A 15,722-nucleotide genomic window follows, 5' to 3' on the forward strand; every position below is an offset into this window, starting at 1 on the left:
GACATCGGAGCCCGAAGACGCATGCCGCACACTAAAGATGATTTTCCCGACGCGCTGTACAGCGCCGCGCAAGTGCGGGCCCTCGACGCGCAACTGATCGCGGCAGGCACCACGGGCTTCGAATTGATGCAGCGCGCGGCCCGCGCCACCTGGCGCGCAATCGTCCGGCGCTGGCCCGATGCCCGTGAATTGACCGTACTTGCCGGTCACGGCAACAACGCCGGCGATGGCTACCTGGTTGCGACCCTGGCGCGCCGTGCGGGCTGGACGGTGCGGGTGCTGGCGGTGGGCGAGCCCCGGCGATTGCAGGGGGATGCCGCCAATGCCCACGCCGAAGCCATTGCCGTGGGTGTACCGGTGGAGCCGTGGTCGGACGAATCCGCATTGCGCGGCGTGCTGCTGGACGCATTGCTCGGCACTGGCCTGAACGGCGAGGTTCGCGAACCGTATGTGCGTGCCATTGACACCATTAACGTCAGTGGCCTGCCGGTGGCGGCGGTGGACATCCCCTCGGGCTTGTGTGCCGACACCGGAAGAGTGCTGGGCACGGCGGTGACGGCCGACCTGACCGTCACCTTCATCGGTCTGAAGCTGGGGCTGTTCACCGGCGAAGCGGCGGACCGGGTCGGTGAGCCGGTGTTCAACGACCTGCAGGCCGACCCGGATCTCGTCGAGTCGGCGCCGGTCAGCGCTCGACTGCTCTCGGCGCACAATCTGCCACGCCTGGCATCGCGCGCCGCCACCGCCCACAAGGGCAAGTTCGGCCATGTGTTGCTGATCGGCGGCGATCGGGGTTTTGGCGGCGCGATCCAGATGAGCGCCGAAAGCGCCCTGCGCTGCGGCGCGGGCATGGTGTCCATGGCCACCCGCAGCGAGCATGTAGCGTCGGCCTTGACGCGCTTGCCCGAGGTCATGGTGCAGGGCACGCATTCGGCCAACCAATTGATGGGCCTGCTTAAGCAAGCCAGTGTCGTGGTGGTCGGTCCGGGCCTGGGCCAGGCCGCGTGGGGGCGCAGCCTGTTGTCGGCGGCGGCCAATGCGCCGCTGCCGCAGGTCTGGGATGCCGATGCGCTGAACCTGCTGGGCAGCGGCGCTGTCAGTCTGCCGGGGGATTGTGTCATCACACCGCATCCGGGGGAGGCGGCGCGGTTGCTGGGGATATCCACGGCCCAGGCGCAGGCTGACCGTCCGGCGGCGGCCCGTGCGCTGAGCGAACAGTACGCCGCTACGGTCGTCCTCAAGGGCGCCGGCAGCCTGATTGCCAGCCCGGACGGTCGCCTGGCGGTGTGCTGCCAGGGCCATCCAGCCATGGCCACCGCCGGCCTGGGAGATGTCCTGGCCGGGGTGGTCGGTGCGTTGCTGGCCCAGGGCATGGAAGGGTTCGAGGCTGCCTGTCTGGCGGTATGGCTGCACGCCAATGCCGGTGCCCAGGCCGGTCAGTTGGGCCGGGGGGTGGCAGCGACCGACCTGATCCCGGCCATTCGTCAGTTGTTGGAGGAGCATTCACCGTGTCTGAAGTAACCCTGTACGTGGCGGACGAAGACGCCATGACGGAATTCGGTGCGCGCATCGCACGCACCACGGCGGGCCATGGCCTGATTTTTCTCGAAGGTGATCTTGGTGCGGGGAAAACCACCTTGTCCCGTGGCATCATTCGCGGCCTCGGCCACGTCGGCTCGGTAAAAAGCCCTACGTTCACCTTGGTCGAGCCCTACGAGATCGGCGACATACGCGCTTTTCATTTCGACCTGTATCGGTTGGTGGATCCGCAAGAGCTGGAATTTCTCGGTATCCGCGATTATTTCGAAGATGACGCCTTGTGCCTGATCGAATGGCCCGACAAGGGTGCAGGCTTTTTGCCAAAGCCTGACCTGACCATTACCATTGGCGCGCAGAATGGCGGGCGTTCGCTGAAACTGACGCCGCAAGGCTCGCGTGGCGAGTCGTGGTGTGCCGCGTTGGCATTGGAAAACTATTGATGATGGGGTTTGGTATGCGCTTTCGCGCGGTGGTTGCTGTCGTAGGACTGTTGCTTACGGCACTGGCCGTCGATGCTGTGGCCGAGACAAAGGTCAACAGCGTTCGCCTCTGGCGGGCGCCGGATAACACTCGACTGGTGTTCGACCTGACGGGGCCGGTGCAGCACAGCGTGTTCACCCTGACCGCCCCCGACCGCCTGGTGATCGACATCAATGGCGCCTCCCTGGGCGCGCCGCTGAACATCGCCACTGCCAATACGCCGATTACCGCGATGCGGTCGGCCCAGCGTACGCCCACCGACCTGCGGGTGGTCATCGACCTGAAAAAGGCCGTGACCCCGAAGAGCTTCACCCTGGCCCCCAATGCCCAGTACGGCAACCGGCTGGTGGTGGACCTGTTCGACAACCCGGCCGACGCCGCGCCGCCACCACCACCGCCGACCAATGTCGCCACGGTGCCTGCGGTGCCGGTGACCCCGGCCGAACCTGCAATCAAGCTACCACCGGCACCGGCCGGCAAGCGCGACATCATCGTGGTGATCGACGCTGGCCACGGCGGCGAGGACCCGGGCGCCTCGGGCTCCCGGGGGCAGCGTGAAAAAGACGTGGTGCTGTCCATCGCCCGTGAGCTGCAACGCCAAGTCAACGGCATGAAAGGTTTCCGCGCCGAGCTGACCCGTACCGGCGACTACTTCATTCCGTTGCGCGGGCGTACCGAAATCGCCCGCAAGAAAGGCGCCGACCTGTTCGTCTCCATCCACGCCGACGCCGCACCTTCCGCGGCGGCATTTGGGGCGTCGGTGTTTGCCTTGTCCGACCGGGGCGCCACGTCCGAGACCGCCCGCTGGCTGGCCGACAGTGAAAACCGCTCCGACCTGATCGGCGGTGCCGGCAACGTCAGCCTCGATGACAAGGACCGCATGCTCGCCGGCGTATTGCTCGACCTGTCGATGACCGCCTCGTTGACCTCCAGCCTGAACGTCGGCCAGAAGGTCCTGAGCAACATCGGTCGGGTCACGCCGCTGCACAAGCAGCGCGTCGAACAGGCCGGGTTCATGGTGCTCAAGTCGCCGGATATCCCCTCGATCCTGGTGGAAACCGGCTTCATCTCCAACTCCAACGAAGCGTCGAAGCTGTCGTCGGCCAGCCACCAGCAGGCGCTGGCCCGTTCCATCAGCAGCGGTGTGCGGCAGTTCTTCCAGCAGAACCCGCCACCGGGTACCTACATCGCCTGGCTGCGCGACTCCGGCAAGATCGCCCAGGGCCCGCGGGACCATCGGGTCAGCCCGGGCGAGACCCTGGCGATGATCGCGGTGCGCTACCAGGTGTCGCCCGCCGCGCTGCGCAGTGCCAACAACCTCAAGAGTGACGAACTGAAGATCGGCCAGACCCTGACCATTCCCGGCAACGAAGTGGCGTCCAAGCAATGAGCGATGAAGTGATCGGCAGCAACGCCCGCATCGAGCTGCTCAGCCCGCGATTGGCGAACCAGATCGCGGCCGGCGAGGTGGTCGAGCGCCCGGCGTCGGTGATCAAGGAATTGCTGGAAAACAGCCTCGACTCCGGCGCCAAGCGGATCGATGTGGATGTCGAGCAGGGTGGCGTCAAGCTGTTGCGGGTGCGCGATGACGGCGGCGGTATCTCCTCCGATGACCTGCCGCTGGCCCTGGCGCGCCACGCCACCAGCAAGATTCGCGACCTGGAAGACCTTGAACGGGTCATGAGCCTGGGGTTTCGCGGCGAGGCGCTGGCGTCCATCAGCTCGGTGTCGCGCTTGACCCTCACGTCCCGTACCCGCGACGCCGACCAGGCCTGGCAGGTCGAGACCGAAGGCCGGGACATGGCGTCCCGAGTCCAGCCGGCCGCCCATCCGGTGGGCACGTCGGTGGAAGTGCGCGACCTGTTTTTCAATACCCCGGCGCGGCGCAAGTTTCTCAAGGCCGAGAAAACCGAATTCGATCACCTGCAAGAAGTCATCAAGCGCCTGGCCCTGGCGCGTTTTGACGTGGCGTTCCATTTGCGCCACAACGGCAAGACCATCCTCAGCCTGCACGAGGCCCATGATGACGCGGCCCGCGCCCGGCGCGTGGGGGCGGTGTGCGGCGCGGGCTTCCTCGAACAGGCGTTGCCCATCGAGGTGGAGCGCAACGGTCTGCGGCTGTGGGGCTGGGTCGGGTTGCCGACCTTTTCCCGCAGTCAGGCCGACTTGCAGTATTTCTACGTGAACGGTCGGGCGGTGCGCGACAAGCTGGTGGCCCACGCGGTGCGCCAGGCGTATCGCGATGTGCTGTTCAACGGCCGGCACCCGACCTTCGTGCTGTTTTTCGAAGTCGACCCGGCGGTGGTGGACGTCAACGTGCACCCGACCAAGCACGAAGTGCGCTTCCGTGACGGCCGCATGGTCCACGATTTCCTGTATGGCACCTTGCACCGCGCCTTGGGCGATGTGCGGCCGGAAGACCAGCTCGCGGCGCCGGCCGCGGTGGGTGGCATGGTCCGGCCCACGGGGCTGGAGGCGGGCGAGTTCGGTCCCCAGGGCGAAATGCGCCTGGCGGCCAATGCGCTGCTGGAGCAGCCCCAGCCCCAGCCAAGCTACAACCCGGCCGGCAGCGGTGCCGGCAGCGGCTATCAATACCAATACACACCACGCCCGCAATCGACTGTACCGGCAGCCGAGGCCCAGGCGGCCTACCGCGAGTTTTTCAAGCCGCTGCCTGAAGCCGGTGCCACGGCCTTGCCCGACGGCCAGGGCGACATTCCGCCCTTGGGTTACGCCTTGGCGCAGCTCAAGGGCATCTACATCCTTTCGGAAAACGCCCAGGGCCTGGTCCTGGTGGACATGCATGCCGCCCACGAGCGGATCATGTACGAGCGGCTGAAAATCGCCATGGCCAGCGAAGGCCTCAGCGGCCAGCCACTGCTGGTGCCCGAATCCCTGGCCGTCAGCCAGCGTGAGGCCGATTGCGCCGAAGAGCACGTGGGCTGGTTCCAGCGCCTGGGCTTCGAATTGCAGCGCCTGGGCCCGGAAACCCTGGCGATCCGCCAGATTCCAGCTTTGCTGAAGCAGGCCGAGGCCAATCGGTTGGTCAGCGACGTGCTGGCGGACCTGATGGAGTACGGCACCAGCGACCGCATCCAGGCGCACCTGAACGAACTGCTCGGCACCATGGCCTGCCACGGCGCGATTCGCGCCAACCGGCGCCTGGCCCTGCCGGAAATGAACGGCCTGCTGCGGGATATGGAAAACACCGAGCGCAGCGGCCAATGCAACCATGGCCGGCCGACCTGGACCCAATTGGGCCTGGATGACCTGGACAAACTGTTCTTGCGCGGTCGTTGATGAGCCAGTTGCCACCCGCGATTTTCCTGATGGGGCCGACCGCCGCCGGCAAGACCGACCTGGCCATCGAACTGACCAAGGTCTTGCCCTGCGAGCTGATCAGCGTCGACTCGGCGCTGGTCTACCGAGGCATGGACATCGGCACCGCCAAGCCGTCCAAGGCGCTGCTGGCCGAATTTCCCCACCGCCTGATCGATATTCTCGACCCGGCCGAGGCCTATTCGGCGGCGGATTTTCGTCGCGACGCGCTCCAGGCCATGGCCGAGATCACCGCGCGCGGCAAGATCCCACTGCTGGTGGGCGGCACCATGCTGTATTACAAAGCCCTGGTGGACGGCCTGGCGGACATGCCGGCGGCCGATCCCGAGGTCCGCGCGCAGATCGAAGACGAGGCTGCGCGCCTTGGCTGGCAGGCCCTGCACGCGCAATTGGCGCTGATCGACCCGGAATCGGCCGCGCGCATTCATCCCAACGATCCGCAGCGGCTCAGCCGGGCGCTGGAGGTTTATCGGGTCAGTGGCCTGAGCATGACTGCCCTGCGCCAGCGACAATCTGCTAAAAGTACTGAAGCAGCCGCTTCGGGACTGCAACAATTGCCCTATACTGTCGCGAATCTGGCCATCGCTCCGGCGAGCCGGCAAGTGCTGCACCGGCGAATTGAACAAAGATTCACATTAATGTTGGAACAGGGATTCATCGACGAGGTCGTAGCCCTGCGTAAGCGAAGTGACCTGCATGCCGGGTTGCCGTCTATACGTGCTGTGGGTTACCGCCAGGTCTGGGATTACCTTGACGGCAAGCTGACGTCAGCCGAGATGCAGGAGCGTGGGATCATTGCCACGCGCCAATTGGCGAAACGCCAGTTCACCTGGCTGCGCAGCTGGACTGACCTGCATTGGCTCGACAGTCTCGATTGCGACAATCTGCCACGCGCCTTGAAATACCTCGGGACCATCTCCATATTGAGCTGAGTCCTTGCAATTGCCGTCTATCCTTGGGGGTGTGACGGCCCAAGCCATCTGATTCCGATTTTTATTATTGATCCTTAAAGGAGTGCGGCACATGTCAAAAGGGCATTCGCTACAAGACCCTTACTTGAACACTTTACGTAAAGAAAAAGTTGGGGTGTCCATCTATCTCGTCAACGGGATCAAACTGCAAGGCACGATCGAGTCTTTCGACCAGTTCGTCATCCTTCTGAAAAACACCGTCAGCCAGATGGTCTACAAGCACGCGATCTCCACCGTTGTGCCAGTTCGTCCAATTCGTCTGCCTAGCGCAACCGAATCCGAAGGCGGTGACGCTGAACCGGGTAACGCCTGATAGGAGCCTCCTTTGTTCTTTGAGCGCCACGGTGGTGGTGAACGGACCATTCTCGTTCACCTGGATGGACAGGACCCTGAGGCGCGCGAAGATCCGCAGGAGTTTCAGGAATTGGCACTTTCGGCCGGCGCCGAGACCGTCGCGTTCTTCAACGTGCCGCGTCATCGGCCAACCGCCAAGTTCCTGATCGGCAGTGGCAAGGTCGAGGAGTTGCGCGACCTGATCAAGGCCGAGCACGTCGATTTGGTGATTTTCAATCACATCCTCACGCCTAGCCAGGAACGCAACCTCGAACGTGTCTTCGAGTGTCGCGTGATCGACCGTACCGGTCTGATTCTCGATATCTTCGCCCAACGCGCCCGCACCCATGAGGGCAAGCTCCAGGTCGAACTGGCCCAGCTTGAGCACATGAGTACGCGGCTGGTTCGCGGCTGGACTCACCTTGAGCGGCAAAAGGGCGGTATCGGCCTGCGCGGCCCGGGTGAAACCCAGTTGGAAACCGACCGGCGCCTGTTGCGGGTTCGCCTGCGCCAGATCAAGGGGCGCCTGGAAAAGGTCCGCAGCCAACGCGAACAATCGCGACGCGGCCGCAAGCGCGCGGAGATCCCGACGGTTTCACTGGTGGGTTATACCAACGCCGGCAAATCGACCCTGTTCAACAACGTCACCCAATCCGACGTCTATGCCGCCGACCAGTTGTTCGCCACGCTCGACCCGACCCTGCGCCGGCTCGACCTGGACGACCTCGGGCCGATCGTGCTGGCCGACACCGTGGGCTTCATCCGTCACTTGCCGCACAAACTGGTCGAGGCTTTCCGGGCTACGCTCGAAGAGTCGAGCAACTCCGACCTGCTGCTGCACGTGATCGATGCCGCCGAGCCGGACCGGATGCTGCAGATCGAGCAGGTGATGGTGGTGCTGGGCGAGATCGGGGCCCAGGACTTGCCGATCCTCGAGGTATACAACAAACTCGATTTGCTCGAGGGCGTGGAGCCGCAGATCCAGCGCGATGCCGACGGCAAGCCGCAACGGGTCTGGTTGTCGGCCCGCGACGGCAGCGGCCTGGACCTGCTCAAGCAGGCCGTGGCCGAGCTGCTCGGCGACGATCTGTTCGTGGGGACCCTGAAGTTGCCGCAACGTTTCGCCCGGCTGCGTGCCCAGTTCTTCGAGCTGGGCGCGGTGCAGAAAGAAGAACACGACGACGAAGGCACCTGCCTGCTGGCGGTGCGCCTGCCTCGATCGGAGCTGAACCGTCTGGTCAGTCGCGAAGGACTGCAACCGATGGAATTCATCGAGCAACACACTTTGCAATAAAAGCCTGAGAAAGCGGTGTCAGGCATTCTGTAGCATTGGTCGGCGCGCCGTGGGTGCGTCTTTGCTTTATCAGATGGAGAGCGCTATGGCTTGGAATGAGCCGGGTGGCAACTCGAACAATCAGGATCCTTGGGGTGGCAAGCGTCGTAACAACGGCGACCGCAAGGGGCCGCCGGATCTCGACGAGGCCTTCCGAAAGCTGCAGGAAAGCCTGAACGGTTTGTTCGGTGGCGGTAAAAAACGTGGTGATGATGGCGGCGGCCGTCCGGGCAAGAGCGGCGGTTTCGGCCTGCTCGGCATCGGTCTCGTCGTGTTGGCGGCTGTCTGGCTTTACAGTGCGGTCTATGTCGTGGACGAGCAGGAGCAGGCCGTGGTGCTGCGCTTCGGCAAGTACTACGAGACCGTCGGCCCGGGCCTGAACATCTATTTCCCGCCGATCGACCAGAAGTACCTGGAAAACGTCACGCGTGAACGTGCGTACAGCAAGCAGGGCCAGATGCTCACCGAAGACGAGAACATCGTCGAAGTGCCGCTGACCGTGCAGTACAAGATCACCAACCTGCAAGACTTCGTACTGAATGTCGACCAGCCGGAAGTCAGCCTGCAGCACGCGACCGAAAGTGCCCTGCGCCATGTGGTGGGTTCCACCGCCATGGACCAGGTCCTGACCGAAGGCCGCGAGCTGATGGCCAGCGAGATCAAGGAGCGCCTGCAACGGTTCCTCGATACCTATCGCACCGGTATCACGGTGACCCAGGTCAACGTGCAGAGCGCCGCGGCGCCGCGTGAAGTCCAGGAAGCCTTCGATGACGTGATCCGTGCCCGTGAAGACGAGCAGCGTTCGCGCAACCAGGCCGAAACCTATGCCAACGGCGTCGTGCCGGAAGCACGTGGCCAGGCCCAGCGCATCATCGAAGATGCCAACGGTTACCGCGATGAAGTGGTTTCCCGCGCCAAGGGTGAGGCCGATCGTTTCACCAAGCTGGTGGCCGAGTATCGCAAGGCCCCTGAGGTGACCCGTCAGCGCCTGTACCTGGACACCATGCAGGAAGTCTTCAGCAACACCAGCAAGGTCCTCGTGACCGGCAACAAGAATGGCCAGAGCAACCTGCTGTACCTGCCGCTGGACAAGATGGTCGAAGGGGGACGCAGCAGCGTCACCGCGCCACCTGTCGGCAGCACGTCGGCCGCCAGCAATGAAGCCAATGCCCGCGCGGCGGCGGACCTGCAGCAACAGCAAGCACGTACCAGGGAGAGTCGCTGATGAGCAATAAATCGCTGATCGCCCTTATTGTCGGTGTCGTCGTGGCGATCGCTGCCTGGAACTGCTTCTACATCGTGGCTCAGACCGAGCGTGCGGTGTTGCTGCAATTCGGTCGCGTGGTCCAGGCTGATGTCCAGCCGGGGCTGCATGTGAAAGTGCCGTACGTCAACAAGGTGCGCAAGTTCGACGCCCGCCTGATGACGCTGGATGCGCCGACGCAACGCTTCCTGACGCTGGAAAAGAAAGCCGTGATGGTGGATGCCTACGCCAAGTGGCGCGTGAAGGACGCCGAGCGTTTCTACACCGCGACCTCCGGCCTCAAGCAGATCGCCGACGAACGTCTGTCCCGTCGTTTGGAATCGGGCCTGCGTGACCAGTTCGGCAAGCGCACGCTGCATGAAGTGGTGTCCGGTGAGCGTGATGCGCTCATGGCCGACATCACCCGTTCGCTGAACTCGATGGCGGAAAAGGAGCTGGGTATCGAGGTGATCGATGTCCGGGTCAAGGCCATCGACCTGCCGAAGGAAGTCAACCGCAGCGTGTTCGAGCGGATGAGCACCGAGCGTGAGCGTGAGGCGCGTGAGCACCGTGCCAAGGGTAACGAGCTGGCGGAAGGCATTCGTGCCGACGCCGATCGTCAGCGTCGCGTGTTGCTGGCCGAAGCCTATCGTGAATCGGAAGAGGTTCGCGGTGATGGCGACGCCCAGGCGGCTGCGATCTACGCCAAGGCCTACGGCCAGGACCAGGAGTTCTACGGGTTCTACCGTAGCCTGCGTGCCTACCGTGAAAGCTTTGCGAACAAATCCGACGTCATGGTCCTGGACCCAAGCAGCGACTTCTTCCACTACCTGGAGAAGGCCAAGCCTTGATTCGACGTTGACCTGGGGGCTCCGCCCGGCGGCTAAAGCGTCGGGCGGGGTGATCCTTTGGGAAAACGTGTGTATGATGCGGCAGCCGGGAAATTCCCGGCTTTTTTGCGTCTGCACGTTCGATTGCGGTTTGAAGTGCAGGCGTCGGGTTGAACGACTCGACAGGTTTTTCGAGGAAAGTGCCGGACGAGGCTGCAATGCCGTTCATTCCAGGCGTCGATTAAAGTTCTGTGGCAAGGGAGCAAGCTCCCTCGCCACAGGATTCAATTGACCTTGACTGAGCGGCACGGCGCCATTCGTCACGTCGCCCTTGCGCGTGTTTTGCGCGCGGGCGGGGCATTTTCTGCTTCACTCAAGGCTTGCCCGAAGGCTGGCCGCCCGGACCATAGGGGAATGGCGTAATGGCAACGGTAGACCGCTGGCTGCTGCCAGATGGCATCGAAGAAGTACTGCCACCGGAAGCTGCGCGTATCGAAGTAGCGCGTCGGCAGGTGTTGGATCTGTTCCAGAGCTGGGGTTACGAGTTTGTCGTCACCCCGCATATCGAGTACCTGGAATCCCTGCTGACCGGCGCGGGCCAGGACCTGGATCTGCGCACCTTCAAGGTTATCGACCCTCAATCGGGCCGTCAGATGGGTTTTCGGGCCGACATCACGCCGCAAGTGGCGCGTATCGATGCCCACACCCTGCGCCGCGAAGGCCCCAGCCGCCTGTGCTATGCCGGCAGCGTGCTGCACGCCCAGCCACGTGCCTTGTCATCCTCGCGCAGCCCGATCCAGTTGGGTGCCGAGTTGTATGGCGATGCCAGCCCGAGCAGCGACGTGGAAGTCATCAGCCTGATGTTGGCCATGTTGCAACTGGCCGACGTGCCGGATGTCCACATGGACTTGGGGCATGTCGGTATTTATCGCGGCCTGGCCCGTGCGGCCGGCCTGTCTGGCGAAGTGGAGCAGCAGTTGTTCGATGCGCTGCAACGCAAGGCCATCGACGAAGTCATCAGCCTGACCGAAGGCCTGCCGGCCGATCTGTCAGGCATGCTGCGGGCGCTGGTGGACTTGTGCGGTGGTCGTGAGGTGCTGGCCGCGGCTCGCGAGCGCCTGGCCCACGCGCCGGCGCCGGTGTTGGCGGCGCTCGACGACCTGCTGGCGATTGCCGAGCGTCTGTCGGTGCGTTTCCCTGACCTGCCGCTGTATTTCGACCTGGGTGAGCTGCGCGGTTATCACTACCACACCGGTGTCGTGTTTGCCGTATTCGTGCCGGGTGTTGGCCAGTCCATCGCCCAGGGCGGGCGCTATGACGACATCGGTGCCGACTTCGGTCGCGCCCGTCCGGCGACCGGCTTCTCTACCGATTTGAAAACCCTGGTGACCCTGGGGCGTGCTGAGATCGAGCTACCGTCTGGCGGTATCTGGATGCCTGACAGTACGGATGCGGCACTCTGGCAGGCCGTCTGCCAGTTGCGCAGCGAGGGTCAGCGTGTCGTCCAGGCCTTGCCTGGGCAACCTGTGGCCGCCGCCCGTGAAGCGGACTGCGACCGGCAATTGATTCAGCAGAATGGGCTTTGGCAAGTATTGCCGCTGGCTTCTTGAGTTTTCTCGCCGGCCGCGGCCGGCACCAAGTTTGCGCGAATGAGGACAAGTGTTATGGGTAAGAATGTCGTAGTCCTGGGCACCCAGTGGGGTGATGAGGGCAAAGGCAAGATCGTTGATCTGCTGACCGAACATGCTGCCGCCGTAGTGCGCTACCAGGGTGGCCACAACGCAGGTCACACCTTGGTGATCGACGGTGAGAAGACCGTCCTGCACCTGATTCCCTCGGGCGTGCTGCGCGAAGGCGTCCAGTGCCTGATCGGCAACGGTGTGGTGGTTGCGCCCGACGCCCTGCTGCGGGAAATCATCAAGCTGGAAGAGAAAGGCGTACCGGTGCGTGAGCGCCTGCGTATCAGCCCGTCCTGCCCGCTGATCCTGTCCTACCACGTTGCACTGGACCAGGCCCGTGAAAAGGCTCGTGGCGAGCTGAAGATCGGCACCACCGGTCGCGGTATCGGCCCGGCCTACGAAGACAAGGTCGCGCGTCGCGGCCTGCGTATCGGTGACCTGTTCCATCGTGAGCGTTTCGCCGCCAAGCTGGGTGAGTTGCTGGACTACCACAACTTTGTCCTGGTCAATTACTACAAAGAGCCGGCCATCGACTTCCAGAAGACCCTGGATGAGTGCATGGAGTACGCCGAGCTGCTCAAGCCGATGATGCTCGACGTCACGGCCGAACTGCACGAGCTGCGTCGCGCCGGCAAGGACATCATGTTCGAAGGCGCCCAGGGTTCGCTGCTGGACATCGACCACGGCACCTATCCGTACGTCACCAGCTCCAACACCACCGCCGGCGGTATCGCCACTGGTTCGGGTTTCGGTCCGATGTACGTGGACTACATCCTGGGCATCACCAAGGCTTACACCACGCGCGTCGGTTCGGGTCCGTTCCCGACCGAACTGTTCGACGATGTCGGTGCCTTCCTGGCCAAGCGTGGCCATGAATTCGGTGCGACCACCGGTCGTGCCCGTCGTTGTGGCTGGTTCGATGCGGTCATCCTGCGTCGCGCCATCGACGTCAACAGCATCTCGGGCCTGTGCCTGACCAAGCTGGACGTGCTGGACGGCCTGGAAACCATCAATATCTGCGTGGGCTACAAGAACCAGGACGGCGCTGTCATCGACGCCCCGACCGACGCCGACAGCTACATCGGCCTGGAGCCAGTGTACGAGCAGATGCCGGGTTGGGCTGAATCGACCGTAGGCGCCAAGACCCTGGAAGAGCTGCCAGCGGCGGCCCGTAATTACATCAAGCGTGTCGAAGAGCTGGTCGGTGCGCCGATCGACATTATTTCGACGGGGCCTGACCGTAACGAAACCATCGTTCTGCGTCATCCTTTCGGCTGATAACTCGTTGATGTAAAAAGCAAAGGACCCTCATTTGGGTCCTTTGTCGTTTCTGCTGCCGGGCGGCATGACACTTGCTATGCAACTCCATTACAGGCAGCTCTTGATGAGTGCCATCAAATTAATGGCGTTTGGTAGAGGGATTTCACGTGTCGGCCGTTCTCTCACTGTTACAAAGCCGTTTACTGCGGCCCGTGTTCGTTACCCTCGGTATCGCCCTTTTGGTGCAGGTACTGGTGGCCGTCGCGCTGACCCGGAGCACTGTCACGGCGCTGGAAGCCGATCTCGGCGCACGGTTGGGCGTAGACAGCCAGAAACTTTCGGCAGAACTGGAGCAGGCCGGGCGTGAGGTCACGTCGAGCCTGGACAGCCTGTCCGCCAACACTCGCCAACGGTTGAATGCCGGGCTGTCCGCGCGTCTGAAGGACGAGCAGGCGCAACTGCGTGGGACGTTGGAGAAAGACTTGCGCGATTCCGCCAATGATATGGCGCAACTCCTGGCTTCTGTCGCGCCCCGCGCCATGTGGGACAGCGATGTGCCGACCCTTTCCGAATTCGCTCGCCGGGCCCAGCGCAACCCCAATGTTTTGTTCGTCATTTACGACGACGCTGCCGGTGAACACCTGACTCGCTACTTGAACCGGGAAAACCCGATCAACAAGGCGTTGCTGGAGAAGGGCAAGGGCGAGCGGGCGCTGGACAAGGTGTTGGATGCGGCGAAGAGCGATCCTTCGGTGTATTACCTCGAAGCGTCTATCAACCCCAATGGCGTGGAGATCGGCAAGGTATTGATGGGGGTTTCCACCGCGTCCGTCGAAACCGACCTGAAGGCGCTGGACCAGCGCTTTTCGGCGTTGATCGCCAGCAGTGACCAGTTGGTGGGCGATAGCCTGAAGGGCGCGGCGGCCGACAGTGCCACCGCCATGCGCGGTCGGTTGCAATCGGCCCAGGCCACGGCCACGCAAATGCAGACCAACACTTCCAGTACGGTGCAGGAAGCGGCAAGCACCTTGCGCTGGCGCATCGGTCTCGGCCTGGCGTTGGTGGGCGCTGGTGTCCTGTTGCTGCTGGCCGTGGTGCTGGGGCGTCGGGTGGTCAATCGCCTCAAGCTGCTGATCGCGGCGATGAATGACCTGGCGGCGGGCGAGGGCGACCTGACCAAGCGTGTGCAAATCAACAGCAAGGATGAGATCGGCGACATGGCCTCGGCGGTCAATCGCTTTGTGGATAAGTTGCAACCCATCGTGCGCGAGGCCGGCGACGTGGCCCAGCGTACCGGCGTGGAAATCGGTGCGATGACCTTGCGCAACTCCGGCGCCGATGCGGCAGCCGGGATGCAGCGTGATGAGGTGGCCGAGAGCTTGCGGGCGCTGTCGCAAATGGCCGACGAAGCTCAATCGGAAAGCCAGGCGATGCAGGCGGCCTTGCAGCAGGTGGTGGAGATTCGCCAGGCCACGGACGAAAACACGCGCACCTCGGCGAAGGTCAGCGGTTTGATCGAGGCGCTGGCCGGGCAAGTGGACACCGGGGCGAAGGTGATCGAGCGGCTGGCGCAGCAGAGCGAGCAGATCGAGGTGGTGCTGACGGTGATCCATGGCATTGCCGAGCAGACCAACCTGCTGGCCTTGAACGCGGCGATCGAAGCGGCCCGGGCCGGCGAGACCGGGCGCGGGTTTGCGGTGGTGGCGGATGAAGTGCGGGCGCTGGCGAGCAAGACCCAGAGCTCGACGGGTGATATTCAGGCGCACATCGTGGCGTTGCAGCAGGGTGCTCGTGAGGCCGTGGCGGCGATTGGTCTGGCGGGACGTCAGGCCAGCGAGGGGTTGTTGGTGTTGCGTGACAGTGCGCGCTTGCAGCAGACGGTGCAAACCTCTGTGGAGCAGGTGCATGCGGCCATTGGCCTGGCGACTCAGGCCGCAGCTCATCAGGCCCAGGGCGCGCAAGCGGTGCGCGGGCGCGTGGAAACCATCCATGTCCAGGCCGAGAAGGCGGCCCAGGCCGTGGTGGAGACCACCGCCAGCGGCAAGGTGCTCGACAGCCTGGCTGCGCAGTTGAAGGCAAGCCTGGGGCAGTTCCGGGCCTGATCTCGCGGCTGGGCTGGCCTCATCGCGAGCAAGCTCGCTCCCACAAGGATCGCAGTGAACAGAGATCCACTGTGGGAGCGAGCTTGCTCGCGATAGCGATTTCAGTGACTCGGATATTTCCAGGGCCCAGAAACGCAAAAACCCGCTTTCGCGGGTTTCTGTGAGGTTCAAGGCCATGACCTTGAAACTTGAATTGGTGCCCAGAAGAAGACTCGAACTTCCACGACCTTGCGGTCACCAGCACCTGAAGCTGGCGTGTCTACCAATTTCACCATCTGGGCAGCATCTTCAGCGTTGCCGCTGTTGATGTGGCGCACTATACGGAGCGCGTTTTGATCTGTAAACCCCTGTTTTTGTTTTAGTAATTGCCAGGGCGAATTTCAGGAGGGCAGAAATGCAAAAACCCGCTTTCGCGGGTTTTAGTGAAGCTTGCAGGCTGTTGGTCTGCAGCTTGAAATTGGTGCCCAGAAGAAGACTCGAACTTCCACGACCTTGCGGTCACCAGCACCTGAAGCTGGCGTGTCTACCAATTTCACCATCTGGGCAATATCGGCAACGTGTGTGCGTCGTCGATGGCGCGCACTATACGGAGCGTGTTTTTAACTGTAAACCC

General features: G+C 63.2%; 12 protein-coding genes and 2 tRNA genes. 12 read left to right on the forward strand and 2 right to left on the reverse strand.

Annotation, left to right across the window (positions count from 1 at the left end; translation table 11 throughout):
- Positions 1–21: 21 nt before the first annotated feature.
- The 12 genes from V5F23_RS02675 (at position 22) to V5F23_RS02730 (ending at position 15,109) form a co-directional block, all read left to right on the forward strand.
- A complete protein-coding gene (locus tag V5F23_RS02675) occupies positions 22–1,521 on the forward strand; it encodes an NAD(P)H-hydrate dehydratase (protein ID WP_338497496.1) in 1,500 nt (499 codons plus the stop codon).
- The gene (gene tsaE / locus V5F23_RS02680; RefSeq protein WP_042729511.1) at positions 1,509–1,979 is read left to right on the forward strand and encodes a tRNA (adenosine(37)-N6)-threonylcarbamoyltransferase complex ATPase subunit type 1 TsaE; all 471 of its coding nucleotides are present in this window, start codon (positions 1,509–1,511) and stop codon (positions 1,977–1,979) included. The genes V5F23_RS02675 and tsaE overlap by 13 nt, the downstream gene beginning before the upstream one ends.
- The gene (locus tag V5F23_RS02685; protein ID WP_042729512.1) at positions 1,979–3,409 is read left to right on the forward strand and encodes an N-acetylmuramoyl-L-alanine amidase; all 1,431 of its coding nucleotides are present in this window, start codon (positions 1,979–1,981) and stop codon (positions 3,407–3,409) included. The genes tsaE and V5F23_RS02685 overlap by 1 nt, the downstream gene beginning before the upstream one ends.
- On the forward strand, positions 3,406–5,319 hold the full coding sequence (gene mutL / locus V5F23_RS02690) for a DNA mismatch repair endonuclease MutL (protein WP_042729513.1): 1,914 nt from the start codon (positions 3,406–3,408) through the stop codon (positions 5,317–5,319). The genes V5F23_RS02685 and mutL overlap by 4 nt, the downstream gene beginning before the upstream one ends.
- On the forward strand, positions 5,319–6,290 hold the full coding sequence (miaA, locus tag V5F23_RS02695) for a tRNA (adenosine(37)-N6)-dimethylallyltransferase MiaA (RefSeq protein WP_338497497.1): 972 nt from the start codon (positions 5,319–5,321) through the stop codon (positions 6,288–6,290). The genes mutL and miaA overlap by 1 nt, the downstream gene beginning before the upstream one ends.
- Before the next feature lie 91 nt (positions 6,291–6,381).
- Positions 6,382–6,642, forward strand: a complete 261-nt coding sequence (gene hfq / locus V5F23_RS02700; RefSeq protein WP_003186419.1) for an RNA chaperone Hfq — start codon at positions 6,382–6,384, stop codon at positions 6,640–6,642.
- Between the two features lie 12 nt (positions 6,643–6,654).
- A complete protein-coding gene (gene hflX, locus V5F23_RS02705; RefSeq protein WP_042729515.1) occupies positions 6,655–7,956 on the forward strand; it encodes a ribosome rescue GTPase HflX in 1,302 nt (433 codons plus the stop codon).
- An 85-nt stretch (positions 7,957–8,041) separates the two neighbouring features.
- Positions 8,042–9,220, forward strand: coding sequence for an FtsH protease activity modulator HflK (gene hflK, locus V5F23_RS02710; protein WP_042729516.1), 1,179 nt, complete (start codon positions 8,042–8,044; stop codon positions 9,218–9,220).
- The gene (hflC, locus tag V5F23_RS02715; RefSeq protein ID WP_042729517.1) at positions 9,220–10,089 is read left to right on the forward strand and encodes a protease modulator HflC; all 870 of its coding nucleotides are present in this window, start codon (positions 9,220–9,222) and stop codon (positions 10,087–10,089) included. Before hflK ends, hflC begins: the two co-directional genes overlap by 1 nt.
- Before the next feature lie 401 nt (positions 10,090–10,490).
- Positions 10,491–11,678, forward strand: coding sequence for an ATP phosphoribosyltransferase regulatory subunit (locus tag V5F23_RS02720; protein ID WP_042729518.1), 1,188 nt, complete (start codon positions 10,491–10,493; stop codon positions 11,676–11,678).
- 54 nt (positions 11,679–11,732) lie between these two features.
- Positions 11,733–13,025 carry an adenylosuccinate synthase gene (locus V5F23_RS02725; protein ID WP_042729519.1) on the forward strand — a complete coding sequence of 431 codons (1,293 nt, stop codon included), beginning with the start codon at positions 11,733–11,735 and terminating at the stop codon, positions 13,023–13,025.
- A 149-nt stretch (positions 13,026–13,174) separates the two neighbouring features.
- Positions 13,175–15,109, forward strand: a complete 1,935-nt coding sequence (locus tag V5F23_RS02730) for a methyl-accepting chemotaxis protein (RefSeq protein ID WP_042729520.1) — start codon at positions 13,175–13,177, stop codon at positions 15,107–15,109.
- A 194-nt stretch (positions 15,110–15,303) separates the two neighbouring features.
- On the opposite strand, the gene V5F23_RS02735 is transcribed toward V5F23_RS02730, so the two are convergent.
- Positions 15,304–15,390: transfer RNA gene (locus V5F23_RS02735), tRNA-Leu, on the reverse strand.
- Between the two features lie 177 nt (positions 15,391–15,567).
- Positions 15,568–15,654, reverse strand: a tRNA-Leu gene (locus V5F23_RS02740).
- Between the last annotated feature and the right edge of the window lie 68 nt (positions 15,655–15,722).

This window comes from Pseudomonas sp. WP18 (assembly GCF_036689585.1).
GTDB classification, from domain to species: Bacteria; Pseudomonadota; Gammaproteobacteria; order Pseudomonadales; family Pseudomonadaceae; genus Aquipseudomonas; species Aquipseudomonas chlororaphis_E.